Origin of the sequence: Oscillibacter sp. (assembly GCF_040505565.1) — a bacterium.
In the GTDB taxonomy this organism is placed as follows: domain Bacteria; phylum Bacillota; class Clostridia; order Oscillospirales; family Oscillospiraceae; genus Oscillibacter.
Window position 1 is genome coordinate 36,204 of record NZ_JBEUWZ010000006.1, and the last position, 18,180, is coordinate 54,383.

An 18,180-nucleotide genomic window follows, 5' to 3' on the forward strand; every position below is an offset into this window, starting at 1 on the left:
CTTGAACAAACGCAAAAGGGCGCGCTGAATCTTTCCGAGTTTCAGTGCACCCATTTTAAACTGCTTTCGCTTTTGTCAGCGCTTTTATTCCCAAGAGAAAAATACGGTTTGTTCAGTTGACATTATCTAAATCCTCTATATTGCACAGTCGAACAAAGGAAAGCGGAGAACCATCCGGGATCAAGGATGGTTCTCCGCTGAAATATAGTCGAATATGCTTAAATCTGTCTGGATTCTTGCAGCAACCGCCGAACGATTACAGCAGCCTCAGCGCGGGCAATCTGCGTCTGTGGTCAATGACGGTTCCGTTTCTGCCGCTCACAAATTCCGCTGATAGGATAGCCTGGAGTGTAGAATTTAAATCTGAACCGTGCTATAATTAATTTTTGTCAACCGTGCCGTATTGATGGTTTATTATCAAAATTGAGAGGTCTCGTTATGAATCAAAAAGAATTGAATGAAATCCGCCGCCGTATGGCTCCCAATAAAAGTAATATCAGTAAAATCTATGGCTGCTACGTTAATAGCAACAAGGCCATCCTTTCCTATCTGGAAGAATCTCTTGGAATTATGTCCCAGTTGGAAACGGAAAAGTATATGACTTTTTTAAAGAAGTCTCTATCCGGAAGTCTTGGGAAGAACCTGATCGATATCGTTTTTTCAACCCAGCAAGTATGCGATAGTGACGAGCACCGTTTGCTGTCAAGCCTGACTAACTCTGAACTTAAAGATGCCGCAGCCAGAGAACAGTTCTATCAAAAAGTAATACAGTCGCTGGATATGGAGGACTGCAACTATCTGATTCTCCTCGCCAGTGACGCCTATGACGTACCGTATCGTGGGAAAGACGATGAGATTCAGGTTGATGCCTCCGAGACCGTTTTTAAATACATCCTCTGCGCGGTCTGTCCTGTCAATGATGGTAAATCAGAACTCGGATACTTTTCCGGAGAGAACGAGTTTCATGGCTATACTGCAAACCAGATTGTCGCACCGCCCGAACTTGGGTTTCTGTTTCCTGCGTTTGATAACCGTGCGGCAAATATTTATAACGCGCTTTTTTATTCCAAGGACACCGCACAAATCCATCAGGAATTCATTGATGCTGTTTTCCACACGAAAGCCCCTATGTCTGCTGATGAGCAAAAGGAAACGTTTCAAAGTGTGCTTTCCGACTCTCTGGCGGACGGTTGCAGCTATGATGTGATACAGGCTGTGCACGAGCAAATTCGCGAGCGCATTGAGCAGCACAAGGAGCGAAAAGACCCGGATTCGCTTGCTATTACATCCCGCGAGGTTGGCCAAATTTTGCAAAGCAATGGTGTACCGCAAGAACAGATTCAGGCATTTCAAGAAAAGTGCGGAGAGGAATTCGGCAACGAAGCCGTGCTTAATCCGTGCAACATTATTGACAGCAGTAAATTCGAGCTTGTCACACCGCAGGTCAAGATATCTGTCGATCCGGAATACAGTTACATGGTGGAAACAAAGATGATTGACGGTAAAAAGTACATTCTTATTCCAGCTGATGAAGGTGTCGAAGTCAATGGTGTTAACGTAAAAATAGCAAGGAACTAAAAAGGGCCGGCATAAGTTCGCTGATAATACCACTCGAACTTTATAGGCCATTTACACTTACAACAAAAGAGAAGGATAAAAAGGCAATTGAAATCATCCATTCAAAAAGCGAAAACGGCACTGCATAATTTGCTCAGGGACCCTGTTCTATTGGCAGCCATGGCCGCCGCCGTTTTCTCGGCTCTATTTGTGCCACCTTCAAAGGCATATTGGGGATACCTGGATTTACGTGTCCTCTGCTTACTGCTGTCTCTGATGTTGGTTGTGGCCGGATTGCAAAAAGTCGGTATATTTGGTATAGCAATCGAGCGTTTACTAAAGCTGGTACATAGTACCCGTACCCTGGCAGCTGTTTTGGTCGGAGTCTGCTTTTTTAGCAGCATGCTGATTACCAACGATGTTGCGCTAATTACTTTTGTGCCGCTTGGGATAATGACGCTGACACGCGCGCAAAAGCAGGAACTGCTGATTCCAATTATCGTTTTGCAGACGGTAGCTGCAAACCTCGGTAGCATGCTGACACCGCTTGGGAATCCTCAAAATTTATATTTATATTCTCTTTCCAATATGACAACGTGGCAATTTCTAGAGGTCATGGCTGTACCATGGGCAATATCACTTTTGATCCTTGCCGCCATGATTCTGTTCATCAAATCGGAACCAGTTAAAGCGCTTACGAGTGCCTCAGTGGAAACTGCAGGTGCTAAACAAGCGCTTCCATGGATCATCCTGTTTCTGGTGTGCCTGCTTGCAGTTTTGCGTATCATTCCTTATAGCCTTGCACTTGTATCCGTGATTACGGGAGTTATAATTTTTGATCGGCCAATTCTGTTTTGCGCGGATTATAGCTTGCTTCTTACTTTTGCATTTTTATTCGTATTTATTGGCAACATGAAAAATGTACCGGCAATCAGCGCCGCGCTGTCATCATTTGTCAACGGGCGAGAGCTTTCTATTGGTATTTTGCTTAGTCAAGTAATCAGCAATGTACCGGCCGCAATGCTCTTATCAAACTTTACCGCTAATTACTCCATGTTATTAATTGGAGTAAATGTGGGTGGTCTTGGTACATTAATTGCTTCTATGGCCAGCTTGATCTCATACAAACTATATGCTTCAACGCCCGGTGCTCATACGGGTAAATATCTTGTGGTATTCACCGTCATTAACGTTCTGTTTCTCGGTATCTTAAGGGAAGTTACAGTTTAATATGCAGCAACATAGCATTGCAAAGCGGCTGGCGGCTGGCGGTCATCCACATGCGTTTCAAAGGGTGGACATCCGAGCAAAAGGCCGACACAGGACCCGCCTGAGCAAAAGGCATGCGGACGCAGAGAATTGAGATTATTTACAACTTTATTGGGCAGGCCCCGAAACTGGAAGAATCCGGTGCAGCTTAGGCTGCACCGGATTCCCATTATGACAAATATACGCCTTATGGCACTTAACCAAGGGGCGGCCCTCGCTTTGATCGGTTCAGTTTTCCGTCAGCTTCTCCGATTTCTTCCCAACACTTCGCTCTTCCATCAGGATCATGAAAACGGTTTTGGCAGCAAAGCTGATGGCGTCCACCTGAGGTTGGGTCCAGGCGCGGTGGATCTTACAATCTTCAAAGCCCATGAACCCCACAATCCGCCCATTGTCCGTCACCGCGCACTGGAGCACGGAGAGCGCATTTCGTTTCTCCATCAGCTTTCGCTGCATAGGCGTCAGAGCCTCCACATCCTGGCAGAGGAAAACACCCCGTCGGTCGAAATTTTCGTGGTAGTCTGTATCCAAATCCCGGTAGCAGATGTTTTGCCAGATCGTCCGCTGGGGGATAATCTCGTCGCCGCACCACTCAAAGGTACTGCTGCAATATTCGCCGTCAGCCGAATCCTCAAAGATGTACGCCCGGCTCACATGGAAGAGCCGCCCCATCTTCTCCAGCGCACCGGGTATGGCCTTTTCAATGTCTCCAGTGCTGAAGTACTCCCGCAGCGTTTCGCTGATAACCCGAGACAGATCTACCTGAAAATCGGCCTCCGGATCGATCTGCGTGTGCCGCCGTTCCCTGGGACTCATATTCTCCGCCCAGGACTTTGCCTCGCTGAATACGGCATACTCGCCCTTGCCCTTATCCTTTGCCTGGCATAGAGCGTGACTGCAGTGCTGGAACAGTGTCTCGCAGTCCCGGCCATACCGCGGAGCCAGCGCAAGGCCCACACTGCACGATATCTCGCGTCCGGGTTCCTGCACCACACTTTTGCAAACCTCCATGAGCTGGCGCACACGGCTGATTACGGTGGACTCCGAGGAAACCGCAGGCATAAAGATCAAGAATGCATCTCCGCCGACGCGGGCAACGACATCGCCGTCCCGAAACATCTTGCTGAAGAGGTTGGCCAACTCCACCAGTATCGCGTCACCGAAAATGTGGCCATACTGATCGTTCACGCCGCGAAAATTGTCCACATCCACCAGCAGCATAGCGGCGTTTTCATTTTCTCCCATGTGGCTGAGGTAATATTCAATACGCTCCTGAGCCGCCGACTTATGATAAAGTCCGGTAAGGCTGTCCCTCCGGGCTTTATCCGCCAGGCCCCCGATCGACCGTTTCTCCACCTCGATATCCGTGATTATGCCGATGACCCGATTGGGCTTTCCGTCGCTGCCAAGCTGTACCGCCATTTTGGCCCGCTGCCAGCGATACTGTCCATCGGCGGCGATCAGTCGGAACTCTGTCTCCTCCCGCAAGGCGCCGTCGCGGATGGCCTGACGTGCCCGCAGAATGTCTTTAACGTCCATGGGATAGATATGGGAGCCTGCCTCCAGTGCCTTACTCAGATCGCTCTGCGGCTGATAGCCGAACTTCAGCTCCCAGTTTCCGGAAACCCAGAAGCGGTCTGAGGCGACGCTCCACTCGAAGACCATGTCCCCCTCCTGCTGAACCGCGACCCGATAGCGCTCCAGACTCTGGCGCAGCTCCTCCTGCACCTGCTTCTGGGCGGTGACGTCGGTCAGGACGCATTGAAAATATTCGTCGCCTCCGGCTTCCCGGCGCAATATACTATTTTCAAGAATCCACACGGTCCGCCCGTCTCCGGTCCCGATGCGGTACTCCAACTGTAGCTCCCGGCCAACTGCCATCTGCCGCTGGCTTTGGGCCAGTACCCGATCCCGATCTACCGGGTCCAGGAGACCGGACATGTGGTTTTGGAAGCGGCTGGCAAGCTCCTCTTCGGTGTATCCCACCAGATTCAAAAAGCCGCGATTCATTTCCGTAATGGTGAGTTTCCGGTCATTCCTGCGCCGCAGCACGGCAGTGGGAATCCGGTCGCAGGAATCACACGGTCCCTTCCGCTGAACGGACGGCTGCCGTTCCGAAGTCTCCGGTTCCCTGTGCCAGACGGTCAGAGCCCTGCAACACCGCGGGTCCTCCGAACCCAGCCGCAGGAACGTATTCCGATACCAGACATATTGGCCGGAGTCTCTGTCCCTGATCCGGTACCGACCGGAAAACTCCAGCGAGCCCTCCATAAAAAAGCGGTCGTAGGCTCCGTCCATAAGCTCCGTCGCATTCGCCTGATCATCCGGGTGGACACAGGTCCGCACGAAGGCCTTTCCCGCATCCTCCACGGTTTTTTTCTGACGAAAGGCGGAAAAGTTATGGTCCGCCTGGTAAAGAAGGTGATATGTCCCGGCGTTCCGATCCAATTCCAATACTGTGGCGTCCAGGTGACGGAGCAGTGCAAACAGCTTTTCCTGACTCTGGGCCGTCCGGGCTTCCTCATAGGCATAGGCAGGCCAGCAAATTTCTGCCTCGCTTCCCTCTTCCGCCGTACGCAGTCCGTCGGTATATTTCCGGGATAGCTCAAAGAATTCCGGCTGCACGCTTTTGAAGCACTCCAAAAGGCCCGGGGAGAATGCGCCGCACTCCCCTTGCAAAATCATATTGTATGCCTCGTTTTGAGGAATTGCCCGCTTATACACCCGGTCGGTAGTCAGCGCATCAAAGCAATCCGCCACCGCCACAACCTGCGCATAGATGGGGATATTGTTCTCCCGCAGACTCTCCGGGTAACCCCCGCCGTCCCACCGCTCATGGTGAAAACGGCAGATGTTGTAAGCATAACTCAGATATTCCGGGTCTCCCATCCGATCGAGACCCGTCAATATCTCACAGCCTCGGAGGGTATGGGTCTTCATTATCTCGAACTCCTCCGGCGTCAACCGGCTGGGTTTATTCAAGACAGCATCCGGAATGGCGATCTTGCCGATGTCGTGGAGGGATGAGGCGCTGGCAATGATCTCAATGGTGTGTCCGTTCATCCCATATTCGGGATGCTCCCGCGCCACCTCCCGGAGTAAAATACTTGTGAAGCCGCGGATACGGCGGATATGCTGTCCGGATTCCAGACTCCGGTGTTCAATGACAGAGGAAAGGCCGTCAATCAACGCGGTGTCGGATTCCCGGATCTGAGCGGCTTGTTCCTCCACCAGATCTTCCAAATGCAGCTTATGCCGGTAGAGTTCCACGGCGTTTTGAATCCGCCGTTTCACCGACCGGGACTCAAAGGGCTTTGTAATAATATCCGAAGCCCCCAGGTCGAAAACTCGGACCTCGCTCTCAGGAGTATGATCGGCGGTAATGACAATGACGGGGATGCGGGACAGCGTCTCATCTGCCGACACCTCCTGCAACACCTCGTAACCGTCCTTCACCGGCATCAGCAAATCCAACAGCACGGCGGCAATCCGTTTCCGGTTTCGCCGCATCAGCGTCAATGCCTGCGCGCCGTCCTCCGCCTCAAGGATCTCATATTCGCCCTCGAACAGTGCACAAAGAATTGTGCGGTTGATCTGCATGTCGTCCACCAGCAGCAGCGTATTGCAGGTCTGCATCGTCGCGCCCTCCCCTCCGTCGGAATAAGGGCGCAGCTGTTTTCTCCGAGGTCCTCCGTCATCTATTCGCCGGACTGCTTGCTCCGGTCGTGCCGGGCGCATCCCCTCCGTTGTTGTCATGCGTCTTCTCCGTTCTCTCTGGTCTTCTGCAAGCGCGAAATGAATCGCCGCCCGCAAGGCAAAAAGCACTCCCCACTCAGCCGGATGGCCGGCCTCCGCCGATATCCGTCTCCTCCCCGTGGGGGCACATATGTATCCTGTCTCTCTGTCTGCTTCGATCCGGCCGCAGTCTGCGGCGAATGCAGAACTTCCCGCTTATTTATACGCCGAGTATACCTAAAATCGTCCAAAAACTGAAAAAACATCCAGCGGCCCGACTCATATTTTACTTCAAAACAGCAGTGTCCGCAAGAGTATGTTTACTCAGTTAACGTAATATTTCGCATCTTTACACGCAAAGAACAGGTAAGTCTGTTTCCCGGTAAAAGAGCACCTTCGGCGCGATGCGCCGAAGGTGCTCTTAGCTGTCGGGTTTTATTCTATAGTCCTCTCCATTTAAACGAGCTTTCTGTATTTTTATGAATGGAAGCCTCTTACCACAGCGTCCGCAGCGCCGGATGAAGACGGCAGAACCTTTCATACAGCGGACCGTAGACCTCTCCGCTGCCGATGCAGGGTGTGTACCTCACACAGGTTTCAAGCCCGCCGAGAGATGCAGTGAACTGCTCGTAGCATGAGATTTTTCCGAGACCCAGCAGTGCCGCCGACGCTACGGTTATGGCCGGCAGCAGCTCTGCGTTCCGGAATACCGCGATCTCACGGCCCAGCACATCCGCCAGAATCTGGCACCAGACCGCCTCCCGTCCTCCTCCGCCGATCAGGGAAACGCTCTCAGGTGCGGCATCCAGCCGCTCCAGCCCCTGACGAATGGAGAATGCGACTCCCTCCAGCGCCGCACGGGCAAGGTCAGCAGAGGTGGTCCGGGGCGTCAGGCCGATGTAGCAGCCCCTGGCATCGGGGTCCAGCACCGGAAACCGCTCCCCCACAAGATACGGCAAAAACAGCGTCCCGCCGCTACCGGGGACACTTTGGGTCAGTAAAACACCCAGAGCGTCAAAATCGGTGGCCTCCCGCCCGGCAAATCCGGCCATGACGCCCGCAATCCAACTGTGGACATTTCCGGCGTTTAAAAACGGGACCACATTGATATAGCGTCCTTCCGGCATGGCGGCCAGATTGAAGACCCCCTCCTGCGTCAAAAGTGGGCTGTTCGACACGGCGGCCACCCAGCCGGAGGTTCCCAAGTTGATGTTGTACTGCCCCGGCACGGAGATGCCGCTGGCAAGCGTGGTGGCTCCGGCGTCTCCCGTCCCGGCAAAGACCGGCGTGCCGGGAAGATACCCGCAGTGTTCTGCCGCCTCCGGCAGAACACTGCCCACTCGCTGGTGGGCGGCAAGGAGCTTTGGAAACAGATCCTGCGATACTCCGGCAGCAGCCAGAAGTTCTCCGCTCCAGCGCTTTTGGAGAATGTCCATGGCGCCCGCCGTGGAAGCGGCGATGACATCCCCGGCGCACACGCCGGTGAGCCGCGCGAGAAGATAATCCTTCGAGCTGATAAGGACGTGACTTGTCCGGGCATAGAGAGCCGGACGGTGCTCTTTCAGCCACAGCAGCTTTGGAAGCGGAAGCGACCCGTCGCAGCGGTTGCCCGTGAGCCGGAGAAACCGCTCCGCACCCACGATCTCCTCGATGCGCTTCGCCTGCTCCCCCGCCCGGCCATCGGCGTACAAAATCGCATTGCATACCGGGTTCAGCGCCTGGTCCAGCGGAATCAGATCCTGCATCTGGCCGCTCATAACGAGGGCTTCGATCTGCGCCGAAGGCACGCTCTTCGTAAATTCCAGCGAGATTTTACGAAAGGTGTCCCACCAGCTTTGGGGGTCTTGCTCCTTTTGGTCCCCCTCAAACAGCGTGGCTATCTCAACGGACAATGCGGCGGCGGGACAGCCCGTCTCATCCACCAAAACGCCTTTTACGGCTGTGGTACCCACGTCGAATGTGGCAATGTACTCCGTTTTTTCATCCCTTTTCATCGTCCATCCTCCCGGCCCAGACGCTGGGCCACCACAGAGAGGACAATGATCGCGCCGGTGATGATATCCTGCATATAGGTGGGCATTTGCAGCATGGTGAGGCCGTTGGCCAACACCCCCAGAATCGCTGCGCCCAGCAATGTCCCCAGCACGTTGGGAACTCCCCGGCGTGAGGCGGTGCAGCCGATGAACACCGCGGCGTAGGACTTGAGAAAATACCCGTCTCCGGCGGTGGTATTGGCGGAGCCCACCCGGGATGCAATCAGCATTCCGGTGGCGCAGGCCATAACCGCACAGAGCACAAAGGCCAAAATTTTGTACTTTTTTACGCGGATGCCCGCGATCCGCGCAGCCTCCTCGCCGCCGCCGATGGCGTAAAACTTTCGGCCTGCGGACGTATGCCGCATCACAAACCAGAAAATCAGCACAAAAGCCACCATCAGGACCGACAGCAGAGGAACGCGGCCCAGTTTGGCGGTACCCAGTGCGGAAAAGCCGTCCGGAATATTTTCAAACACCGTGGCTCCACCGGAAAGGCGGTAGACCATGCCGGAGAGCACCGTACTCATGCCCAGCGTCGTGATAAAGGACAGCGCCCGAAACCGTGCCACTACCCACCCGTTTAGCAGACCCACCACAGCGCTTGCCAGAATGGGCAACGTGAAGCACACAGCCAGCGGCGCTCCCGCCACCGCCATCTGCGCCGCCATCACGCCGCCGAGACTCGCCATTTCGCCAACGGACAGATCGAATTCCCCCACGCTCATCACCACTGTGGCTCCCAGGGAGATGACCACCAGCAAAGAGATCTGCCGGGTGATGTTGATGAAGTTGGTCAGGGTACAGAAGGAGCCGGGGCGGATGGCGCTGAACGCCAGCACGATCGCCAGCAGGGCCAGCACCGTGCCGTAGGACTGCAGCGCGCGGTGCAGGACTTCTTTATTTCGTCTCATCTTTGTCACCTCTCAGGTCTCGTAGCAGCAGGAAAGGACCTGCTGCGCCGTTAGATTTTCATTTTCCCAGCGCCGGATGGTACGTCCCCGCCGCATCACCTGAACGGTATCAGCCACCTCCAGCAGTTCGCCGAGGTCGGAGGACACGAACACCACCCCGCAGCCCTCATCCGCCTTTTGGCGAAGAAGCCTGTGAATCTCGTCCCGAGTCAACACATCCACGGCCTGCGTGGGCTCGTCGCAAAGAAATACCTTTGGCGAGGTCATCATGGCCCGTGCAAACACGGCCTTTTGCTGATTGCCGCCGGACAGCTCCGCGATGCGCTGTCCCATGTCCGCCAACTTGATCTGCAACGCGTTGATCTGAGTCCGAACCGCGGCATCCTCCGCTTTGCGGCGCAGGACGCCGCCGACGGCAAAGCGGTCAATAGATGTGAGGAGAATATTGTCCCGAACATCCAGATTGCCGATCAGGGCCTTGCCCCGCCGATCCTCGCAGATGAGGGCCACGCCGTTTTGAAGGGAGGACGCGGGGGTGGGTCTTGTCTGCGTGACGCCGCTTAGCTCCACCGTTCCGGCGGACATGGGACGATAGCCGTAAACGCACTCCAAAAGCTCCGTTCGCCCACTGCCGCCAAGGCCAAACAGCCCCAGAATCTCGCCGCTCCGGACGCAGAGTTCTCCGCTGAGAACTCTGCCGTCCCGTGAGGTCACATCCCGCGCCGCCAACAGCACGCCTCCAAAATTTCTCCGGCGGGACACGGCCCGGGCCGGAACACTGTCTGTCATCATGGCGATGAGCCGCGCCCGATCCATGCTCTCGGTCTCCACGGTGTCCACCATCGCGCCGTTGCGCAGCACCGTCACCCGGTCCGTCAGTCGAAAAATTTCGTCCAGACGATGGGTAACGTAGAGGATTGCGGTACCTTTTTCCTTCAGTGCCCGTACCACGGAGAAAAGCCGTTCCGCCTCCCGGTCCGTCAGGGCGGCGGTGGGTTCGTCCAGAATCAGCAGCCGGCACTCCCGCATCTGCGCCCGAACGATTTCAAGACACGTCCGCTGCGGCGGTGACAGTTCCGCCGCCGTTTTGCAAAGGTCCAGCTCCAGTCCCAGCGAGTCCGCCACGGACTGCACCCGGACCTCCATGGCCTTCCAGTCAATTTTTCCGTGGCGGGTGGGGTAATCAAGGCCCAGATAGGCGTTTTCAATTCCGTCGAACGTGGGAATCAGCGTCCGGTCCTGATGAATGGCATGGATGCCCAGTGCCTGACTCGCCGCCGGGGAGGTGAGGGAGACAGCCCGCCCGTCCCAGAGGACCGTACCCTCCCGGAGACGGTACACCCCGGTCAGGAGCTTGATGAGGGTTGATTTTCCCGCGCCGTTTTCGCCCACCAACCCCCGAACCTCTCCGGCTTCCAGCCCTAGATTCACGTCCTTCAGCGCCTGAACCCCGCTGAAGTCCTTGGAGATGTGTTTCATTTCCAGCAGCATGGCCGTTCCCTCCCTTCCCTGTGCCTCTTCTCAGCCGGCGTTCTCTTTTGTGATCAGCGTCGCTTCCGCGTACATATCCCCGGGCTGAACGGTCTGCCCCGCGAAAAGCTTGCCCATCTGGTCCACCACAATGTCCACCATGCCCTGGAAGTTCTGCGCCACCGTGGCTTTCAAATTCGTGTCGCCTTTGATTAAAGAGACGGCCTGCTCGTTTCCGTCCACGCCCACGATCAAAATCTCGTCCCGTCCCGCTTCCTGGCAGGCCTGCGTCGCGCCGATGGCGGGTTCGTCCCATCCGCACCAAATCGCAGTGATAGAGCCTTTCTCCGGGTTGGCCGTCAGAAGGTTTTCCACAATATCCTGCGCGTCATTGATGGGCTGCTCGGCGGGGACATGCTGCTCGGTAACAAGGGTGATCCCCTTCTGTGCCGCCAGCAGCTCGTCAAACGCCTCGCACCGCTTTGCCACGCCGGGGTGAGGACGATGGGTCAGCGCCACAACCGTCCCCTTTCCGCCCATCAGGTCGTTAAACAGGTAATTTGTAATCAATTCGCCCATCTGGTGGTTGTCGCTGGTGGCGTTGACCTGCATCCCGTCGATATACCCGCTGTCGCAGCCAAAAACAGGAATTCCCGCGTCGAACGCCTCCTGAAGCTGATTTTTCACCTGAGAGGGGTCCGCGCTGACCAGCACGATGGCGTCGGTCTGGGCCGCCACCACGTCCTCAATGCGGCTGGCCAAAGCGGCAAAGTCGTTGGCAGTATCGATGACGGTCACGCTTGCGCCCGCCGCCTCCAGATCGGTCTGCAGTTCGCCCACCATCTGGTTCGTGGTAACAGAGCTGAGGTATGGAGTCATGACGGAAATCTTTTTGCCCTCCATTGCGCTGGAGACGGAAGAGGACGATGCAAAAGAAGCCGCGGCGGAGGCGGCGCTGCCGGAGGCCGCGGAAGAGGCCGCACCGCTTCCGCCGCAGGCGCAGAGGCTCAGCACCAGAGCCGCCGAGGCAATCAGGCTTAGAATTTGTTTCATGTTCAAGTCCCTCCTATATATAAATGTATCGTTATGCCGAGTGCGTCGCGTCCGCCATGGACTTCACATAGTCCGCGACATAAGGGACCGCGTCCCGTCCGTACTTGGCCACCAGCTTCACGATGGCGCTGCCCACAATGGCTCCGTCGGAAAGAGCGGCCATTTTTTCGGCCTGCTCCGGCGTGGAGATGCCAAAGCCCACCGCACAGGGGCGCTCGCTGTTGGCCCGCACCAGCGCCGCCATGGCGCCGATATCCGTTTTGATCTCACTGCGCACGCCGGTGACTCCCAGAGACGAGACGATGTAGAGAAAGCCGTCTGCCTCCTTTGCGATCATGGCGATGCGGCTTTCGGAAGTAGGTGCGATCATGGAGATCAGGTCCAGTCCGTATTGCCTGCAAGGCGGGGCAAATTCTTCCTTTTCTTCATAGGGGATATCCGGCAGAATCAGGCCGTCGATCCCGATTTCCGCGCAGGTGGAGATGAATGTATCAGCCCCGCCGGAAAAAACCACGTTGGCATAGGTCATAAAAACCATGGGAACCGTGACGGTTTCCCGGAGACGGCGCACCATTTCGAAAATCTTGTCGGTGGTAACGCCTCCAGCCAGCGCCCGGACGTTGGCCGCCTGAATGACGGGACCCTCCGCCGTGGGGTCGGAAAACGGGATGCCCAGCTCGATCAGATCCGCTCCGCTGTCTGCCATCGCTTTCACCAGCTTTTCCGTGGTCTCCAGATCCGGGTCGCCGCAGGTGAGAAACGGAATGAACGCCTTGCCCTTTTCAAAGGCCTTTGCAATGTTACTCATGGATATCCTCCCCTCTGTACCGGGCGATGGAGACGCAGTCCTTGTCTCCCCGGCCCGAAATCGTAATGACGATGATCCGGTCCCCGCTCATCTCCGGAGCAAGCTTCATGGCGTGGGCCACGGCATGGGCGGATTCAATGGCGGGGATAATTCCCTCCGTCCGGCTGAGATACTCAAAGGCGTTCACCGCCTCCTCGTCCGTCACCGGCACGTATTCCGCCCGGCCCAGATCATGAAGGTGGGCGTGCTCCGGGCCGATGCCGGGATAGTCAAGGCCGGCGGAGATGGAATAAACCGGAGCAATCTGGCCGTATTGATCCTGGCAGAAGTAGGACTTCATGCCGTGGAAGATTCCCAGCCGCCCGGTGGCGATAGTGGCGGCGGTCTCGAAGGTATCCACGCCCCGGCCCGCCGCCTCGCAGCCGATCAGGCGGACGGAGGGATCGTCGATGAAGTGATAGAATGAGCCGATGGCGTTGGACCCGCCGCCCACACAGGCCAACACCGCGTCGGGAATCCGCCCCTCCTTTTCCAGCATCTGCGCCTTGATCTCTTTGGAAATCACGCTCTGGAAGTCCCGGACGATGGTGGGAAAGGGATGGGGGCCCATGACGGAGCCAAGGCAGTAATGGGTGTCGGCAATTCGGTTCGTCCACTCCCGAAACGCCTCGGAGACCGCGTCCTTCAGCGTCCCGGTGCCGGAATCCACTGGCACCACCTCCGCGCCCAAAAGACGCATCCGGTAGACATTCAGCGCCTGACGCTTCGTGTCCTCCCGGCCCATGTAGACCACGCACTCCATGCCTATCAGGGCGGCGGCGGTGGCGGTGGCCACGCCGTGCTGCCCCGCGCCGGTCTCGGCGATCAGGCGGGTCTTTCCCATCCTTTTTGCCAGCAGCGCCTGCCCCAGCACGTTGTTGATCTTGTGAGCGCCGGTGTGGTTCAGGTCTTCCCGTTTGAGATAGATCTTCGCGCCGCCCAAGTCCTTGGTCATTTTCGCCGCATAGTACAATCGACTGGGCCGTCCCGCATAGTCGTTCAGCAGCGCCGTCAGTTCGCTTTGAAAATCCGGGTCGGCGCGACAGCGGTCATAGGCCTTCTCCAGCTCGATCACCGCATTCATCAGTGTCTCGGGAATGTACTGCCCGCCGTGGACGCCGAAGCGTCCCTTTTCGTTGGTCATGTCAATGCCTCCTTCTTCCCTTTCGGGCAACAAAAAAACCGTCCTCGATGAATGATCTTCATCAAGGACGGTATAAAACCGCGGTGCCACCTTGTTTCACGGCCAAAAAGGCCGCGCGCTCAGCAGAGTACCAACATACTCCCGGCCGGATAACGTCAGCCTTCGACGTCGCAAGCTACTGGCGGAGAAGCTCTCCGTTTTTGCCGCGCCCTCAGTGACCCATTATGACTGTCTGCATTGCGGCCCGGCTCTCATCACCCCGGACTCTCTGGACGCGCACGGCGGTCTTTACTTTCACTTCAGCGGTTTAACAGGATATTTTGTTGTTGGGTCGTATCTTACGCCCATCTTTCTGCATTGTCAAGTACAGATTGTACAAATAATTTCAATTTTTTTGCAGACCTTTTCACAAATCTTCATCCGTATTTCTCTCGCGGACAGCAGGGTGCTTTTTTCTTCGGCTGGTAAAAACGCAGGCTGGGGAAGGGGCGTTTTGTCCCCTCCCCGACGGCGTCAGCCTCCCAAATACGCCTTCTTGATGGCGGGCGAAGCCAGCAGCTCCCCGCTGGAGCCGGCGGTGACGATTTTGCCGGTTTCCAGCACATAGCCTCGGTCGGCAATCGACAGCGCCATCTGAGCGTTCTGCTCCACCAGCAAAATGGTGGTTCCGGCCTTGTGCAGTTTTTGGATGATTTCGAAAATCTGCTCTACCAAAATGGGTGCAAGCCCCATGGATGGTTCGTCCAGCATCAAAAGTTTCGGATGGCTCATCAGCGCCCGTCCCATGGCCAGCATCTGCTGCTCGCCGCCGGAGAGGGTTCCGGCCACCTGCCGCCGCCGCTCCTTTAAGCGGGGGAACTGCCCATAGACCATCTCCAGATCCGGGGGAATGCCCGCGTTGCCCTTCGTATAGGCTCCCATCTCCAGGTTTTCCTGAACGGCCATCTGCAAAAAAACCCGCCGTCCCTCAGGCACCAGAGCCATGCCCCGGGAGACAACCTTATGAGGCGGAACTTTGCTCAGATCCTCACCCATGAATGTGACCGATCCGCTCTTGCTTCGCAGCAAGCCGGAGATGGTATTCAACGTGGTGGATTTCCCCGCGCCGTTGGCACCGATCAAAGTGACGATCTCCCCCTCATTCACATCGAAGGAGACACCCTTAACAGCGTGAATACTGCCATATGAGACATTCAGATTTTCCACAGATAAAATGACGCTCATACGCTTACGCCTCCTTCTTCTTGCCGAGGTACGCCTCGATCACGGTGGGGTTGGACTGAATATCCTCCGGGCTGCCCTTGGCGATAATCTGTCCGAAGTTCAGCACGCAGATTCCCTCGCAGATGTTCATCACCAGCTTCATGTCGTGCTCGATCAGCAAAACCGCGATCTGGAACGTATCCCGGATTTTCCGTATGTTCTCCATCAGCTCCGCCGTCTCCGAGGGGTTCATGCCCGCCGCCGGCTCGTCCAACAGTAAAAGTCCGGGATTCGTCGCCAGCGCCCGGACAATCTCCAGACGGCGCTGTGCGCCGTATGGCAAAGAGCCGGCCCTGGCGCTGGCCATGTCCTGCATATCAAAGATGCTCAAAAGCTCCATGGCCCGCTCGTGGGCCACCCGCTCCTCTTTCCAGAAGCCCGGCAGACGAAAAATGCCGCTCCACATGTTGTAGTGCATGGCATTGTTCATTCCCACCTTCACGTTATCCTCCACTGAGAGATTCGTAAACAGGCGGATATTTTGGAAAGTACGGGCAACACCCGCCCGATTCACTTGGATGGTGTTCATGCCATGGGTATCCTTGCCGTCCAGTAAAATCGTCCCTTTGGTGGGCTGATAAACCTTGGTCAGCAAATTGAAAACGGTGGTCTTTCCGGCGCCGTTGGGGCCGATGAGTCCGGCGATTTCCGTGCGTCCGATGGTGAGGTTGAAGTTTTCGACGGCCTTCAGTCCGCCGAAGGTGACGCCCAGATTGATGCACTCCAGAATCGGGCTCTTATCCGCGTCCCGGTCGGGGATCATGGCCCCGGACGGGATGGGAACCAGTTTGGAAAACATGTCAGACGGCCTCCTTTCGGGCGGAACTTCCAAATTTGAAGCGGGCGAAAAGCGCCTTGCAGGCCGGGTTATTGGTGAACAGCATCACCAGAATCAGCACGATGGCGTACACCAGCATCCGATAGTCCGCGAACTGCCGCAGCAGCTCCGGAAGGACCGTCAGCGCGGCGGCGGCGATGATGGAGCCGCGGATATTGCCCATGCCGCCCAGCACCACGAACACCAGTATCAGGATGGAGGTATTGAAGTCAAACTTTTTCGCAAGAATGGAGGAAAAGTTCATGGCGTACAGTCCCCCCGCCAAACCCGCCAGTACGGCGGAGGTGACAAAAGCCATCATTTTGTACCTGGTCGGGGAAATACCCACGGACTCGGCCGCAATCCGGTTGTCCCGCAGGGCCATGACCGCCCGTCCCGACCGGCTGTGAACAAAGTTCAAAACCACCGCCAGCGTCAGCATCATGAGAATGAATCCAGCTGTGAGGGTAGAGAGCTTCGGGATACCCACTGCGCCCATGGGACCCTGCAGCAGCATTTTGCCGTCCGCTGCCAACCCAAGGGCGGCGGCGTCCTTCATCCCGAAGTGAATACCCGCGCCATCCAGACCAACGTATACGCAGTTGATGATATTTTTGATGATCTCGCCGAAAGCAAGGGTCACGATGGCCAGGTAATCGCCCTGAAGCCGCAGTACCGGCACCACCACGATCAGACTGACCAGACCCGCGGCCACGCCGCCCACTGCCATGGATGCCGCCAGCCGCACCGGGCCGGCAACCGTACTTCCAAGAGCGGCCGCCGCGATGACGGCGGTAAACGCGCCCACGCTCATAAAGCCCGCGTGGCCCAGGCTCAGCTCACCCATGATGCCAACCGTCAGATTCAGCGACACCGCCATAACGACATACGCGCAGATGGGGACCAGCATCCCCTTTAGCGAGGACGTCAAAAGCCCGCCGGAGAGCAGCGCCTCCATAACGGCGTAAGCCACGATTACCATTCCATAGGTGATGAAGCTGGAGCGAGTGGAGGAAGCCATGCGTTTTAATTTCGTTGCCATCCTTCTCACCTCACACTTTCTCGCGGACCAGTCTGCCAAGAAGCCCGGAGGGCTTCACCAGCAGCACCAGGATCAGCACCGTAAACACAATGGCATCGGATAGCTGGGTGGAGACATAGGCCCGGGCAAAAATCTCGATCACACCAAGCAGCAGCCCACCCAGCAAAGCTCCGGGAATGGAGCCGATGCCGCCGAATACGGCCGCGGTAAACGCCTTGATGCCGGGCATGGAGCCGGTGGTGGGCATCAGCGTGGGATAGGTGGAACACAGCAGAACTCCTGCGATGGCCGCCAAACCCGAGCCGATGGCAAAGGTCATGGAGATGGTAAAATTCACGTCGATTCCCATGAGCTGTGCCGCCCCCTTATCCTCAGACACCGCCCGCATGGCCTTACCCATTTTGGTGTGGCCGGTAAACATGGTCAGCACCAGCATAATCACGAGACACGCGGCCACCGTGATCATTGCCACATAGGTGATGTTGAGCTGACCGCCGAACAGGGCCACGCCGCTTTTTCCCGAAAAGTTGAAGAAGGTGGGAAACACCTTGGGGTCGGAGCCCCACAGCAGCAGCGCCGCATTCTGGAGGAAATAGCTCACGCCGATGGCTGTGATCAGCACAGCCAGAGAGGGCGCGGAGCGCAGCGGCTTGTACGCCAGCCGCTCCACCACAATGCCCAGCACCGTGCAGCCCACAATCGCCAGAAGCACGGCGGGCAGCGGACTCCAGCCCAGGTAGGCGGTGGTGCAAAAGCACAGATACCCGCCCACCATAATGACGTCACCGTGGGCAAAATTCAGCATTTTGGCGATACCGTAGACCATGGTGTAACCCAATGCAATGATGGCATATATGCTGCCCAGGCTGATGCCGCTGATCAAATTGGAGAGGATTGTCATAGCAAGAGACACCTGCTTTCACAAATTTGAGTGTTCGTACCAGAAGGACCCGGCCTGCCGCGGCGGGCCGGGTCCTGCCGGCATGAACAACGGGAACCGGGAGGCCGATTGCGGCCTCCCAGTCCCGATGGGCTG

General features: G+C 56.5%; 13 protein-coding genes. 2 read left to right on the forward strand and 11 right to left on the reverse strand.

The features are described from left to right. Positions 1 to 438: 438 nt before the first annotated feature. The gene (locus ABWQ15_RS01960; RefSeq protein ID WP_353907143.1) at positions 439 to 1,578 is read left to right on the forward strand and encodes a DUF4317 domain-containing protein; all 1,140 of its coding nucleotides are present in this window, start codon (positions 439 to 441) and stop codon (positions 1,576 to 1,578) included. A gap of 87 nt (positions 1,579 to 1,665) precedes the next feature. Next, positions 1,666 to 2,787, forward strand: a complete 1,122-nt coding sequence (locus ABWQ15_RS01965) for an SLC13 family permease (protein ID WP_353907144.1) — start codon at positions 1,666 to 1,668, stop codon at positions 2,785 to 2,787. 267 nt (positions 2,788 to 3,054) lie between these two features. On the opposite strand, the gene ABWQ15_RS01970 is transcribed toward ABWQ15_RS01965, so the two are convergent. The 11 genes from ABWQ15_RS01970 to ABWQ15_RS02020 all read right to left on the reverse strand — a co-directional run bounded on the left by ABWQ15_RS01970 (position 3,055) and on the right by ABWQ15_RS02020 (position 18,045). Further along, positions 3,055 to 6,582, reverse strand: coding sequence for a diguanylate cyclase domain-containing protein (locus ABWQ15_RS01970; RefSeq protein WP_353907145.1), 3,528 nt, complete (start codon positions 6,580 to 6,582; stop codon positions 3,055 to 3,057). Between the two features lie 473 nt (positions 6,583 to 7,055). Further along, complete coding sequence (locus ABWQ15_RS01975; protein ID WP_353907146.1) at positions 7,056 to 8,555, reverse strand: xylulokinase; 1,500 nt, start codon at positions 8,553 to 8,555, stop codon at positions 7,056 to 7,058. After that, positions 8,552 to 9,508: an ABC transporter permease gene (locus ABWQ15_RS01980; RefSeq protein ID WP_353907147.1), complete on the reverse strand. Its 957-nt coding sequence runs from the start codon at positions 9,506 to 9,508 to the stop codon at positions 8,552 to 8,554. Before ABWQ15_RS01980 ends, ABWQ15_RS01975 begins: the two co-directional genes overlap by 4 nt. 12 nt (positions 9,509 to 9,520) lie before the next feature. Continuing rightward, complete coding sequence (locus tag ABWQ15_RS01985) at positions 9,521 to 10,999, reverse strand: sugar ABC transporter ATP-binding protein (RefSeq protein WP_353907148.1); 1,479 nt, start codon at positions 10,997 to 10,999, stop codon at positions 9,521 to 9,523. 30 nt (positions 11,000 to 11,029) lie between these two features. After that, positions 11,030 to 12,031 carry a sugar ABC transporter substrate-binding protein gene (locus ABWQ15_RS01990; RefSeq protein WP_353907149.1) on the reverse strand — a complete coding sequence of 334 codons (1,002 nt, stop codon included), beginning with the start codon at positions 12,029 to 12,031 and terminating at the stop codon, positions 11,030 to 11,032. 31 nt (positions 12,032 to 12,062) lie between these two features. Further along, positions 12,063 to 12,839, reverse strand: a complete 777-nt coding sequence (trpA, locus tag ABWQ15_RS01995; protein ID WP_353907150.1) for a tryptophan synthase subunit alpha — start codon at positions 12,837 to 12,839, stop codon at positions 12,063 to 12,065. Then, positions 12,832 to 14,022 carry a tryptophan synthase subunit beta gene (gene trpB, locus ABWQ15_RS02000; RefSeq protein WP_353907151.1) on the reverse strand — a complete coding sequence of 397 codons (1,191 nt, stop codon included), beginning with the start codon at positions 14,020 to 14,022 and terminating at the stop codon, positions 12,832 to 12,834. Before trpB ends, trpA begins: the two co-directional genes overlap by 8 nt. A gap of 513 nt (positions 14,023 to 14,535) precedes the next feature. Next, positions 14,536 to 15,237, reverse strand: coding sequence for an ABC transporter ATP-binding protein (locus ABWQ15_RS02005; protein WP_353907304.1), 702 nt, complete (start codon positions 15,235 to 15,237; stop codon positions 14,536 to 14,538). Between the two features lie 13 nt (positions 15,238 to 15,250). Further along, positions 15,251 to 16,048 (reverse strand): ABC transporter ATP-binding protein, encoded by a 798-nt coding sequence (locus ABWQ15_RS02010; RefSeq protein ID WP_353907305.1) that lies wholly within the window; start codon positions 16,046 to 16,048, stop codon positions 15,251 to 15,253. A gap of 37 nt (positions 16,049 to 16,085) precedes the next feature. Beyond that, the gene (locus ABWQ15_RS02015) at positions 16,086 to 17,144 is read right to left on the reverse strand and encodes a branched-chain amino acid ABC transporter permease (protein ID WP_353907152.1); all 1,059 of its coding nucleotides are present in this window, start codon (positions 17,142 to 17,144) and stop codon (positions 16,086 to 16,088) included. A 10-nt stretch (positions 17,145 to 17,154) separates the two neighbouring features. Next, positions 17,155 to 18,045 carry a branched-chain amino acid ABC transporter permease gene (locus ABWQ15_RS02020; RefSeq protein WP_353907153.1) on the reverse strand — a complete coding sequence of 297 codons (891 nt, stop codon included), beginning with the start codon at positions 18,043 to 18,045 and terminating at the stop codon, positions 17,155 to 17,157. Positions 18,046 to 18,180: the final 135 nt, after the last annotated feature.

What these genes read in the sequence shown, in the direction of transcription:
- ABWQ15_RS01960 (WP_353907143.1), top strand. Translation starts at nt 439, where the DNA reads ATGAATCAAAAAGAATTGAATGAAATCCGCCGCCGTATGGCTCCCAAT.
- ABWQ15_RS01970 (WP_353907145.1), bottom strand. Translation starts at nt 6,582, where the DNA reads ATGACAACAACGGAGGGGATGCGCCCGGCACGACCGGAGCAAGCAGTC.
- ABWQ15_RS01975 (WP_353907146.1), bottom strand. Translation starts at nt 8,555, where the DNA reads ATGAAAAGGGATGAAAAAACGGAGTACATTGCCACATTCGACGTGGGT.
- ABWQ15_RS01980 (WP_353907147.1), bottom strand. Translation starts at nt 9,508, where the DNA reads ATGAGACGAAATAAAGAAGTCCTGCACCGCGCGCTGCAGTCCTACGGC.
- ABWQ15_RS01985 (WP_353907148.1), bottom strand. Translation starts at nt 10,999, where the DNA reads ATGCTGCTGGAAATGAAACACATCTCCAAGGACTTCAGCGGGGTTCAG.
- ABWQ15_RS01990 (WP_353907149.1), bottom strand. Translation starts at nt 12,031, where the DNA reads ATGAAACAAATTCTAAGCCTGATTGCCTCGGCGGCTCTGGTGCTGAGC.
- trpA (WP_353907150.1), bottom strand. Translation starts at nt 12,839, where the DNA reads ATGAGTAACATTGCAAAGGCCTTTGAAAAGGGCAAGGCGTTCATTCCG.
- trpB (WP_353907151.1), bottom strand. Translation starts at nt 14,022, where the DNA reads ATGACCAACGAAAAGGGACGCTTCGGCGTCCACGGCGGGCAGTACATT.
- ABWQ15_RS02010 (WP_353907305.1), bottom strand. Translation starts at nt 16,048, where the DNA reads ATGATCCCCGACCGGGACGCGGATAAGAGCCCGATTCTGGAGTGCATC.
- ABWQ15_RS02015 (WP_353907152.1), bottom strand. Translation starts at nt 17,144, where the DNA reads ATGGCAACGAAATTAAAACGCATGGCTTCCTCCACTCGCTCCAGCTTC.
- ABWQ15_RS02020 (WP_353907153.1), bottom strand. Translation starts at nt 18,045, where the DNA reads ATGACAATCCTCTCCAATTTGATCAGCGGCATCAGCCTGGGCAGCATA.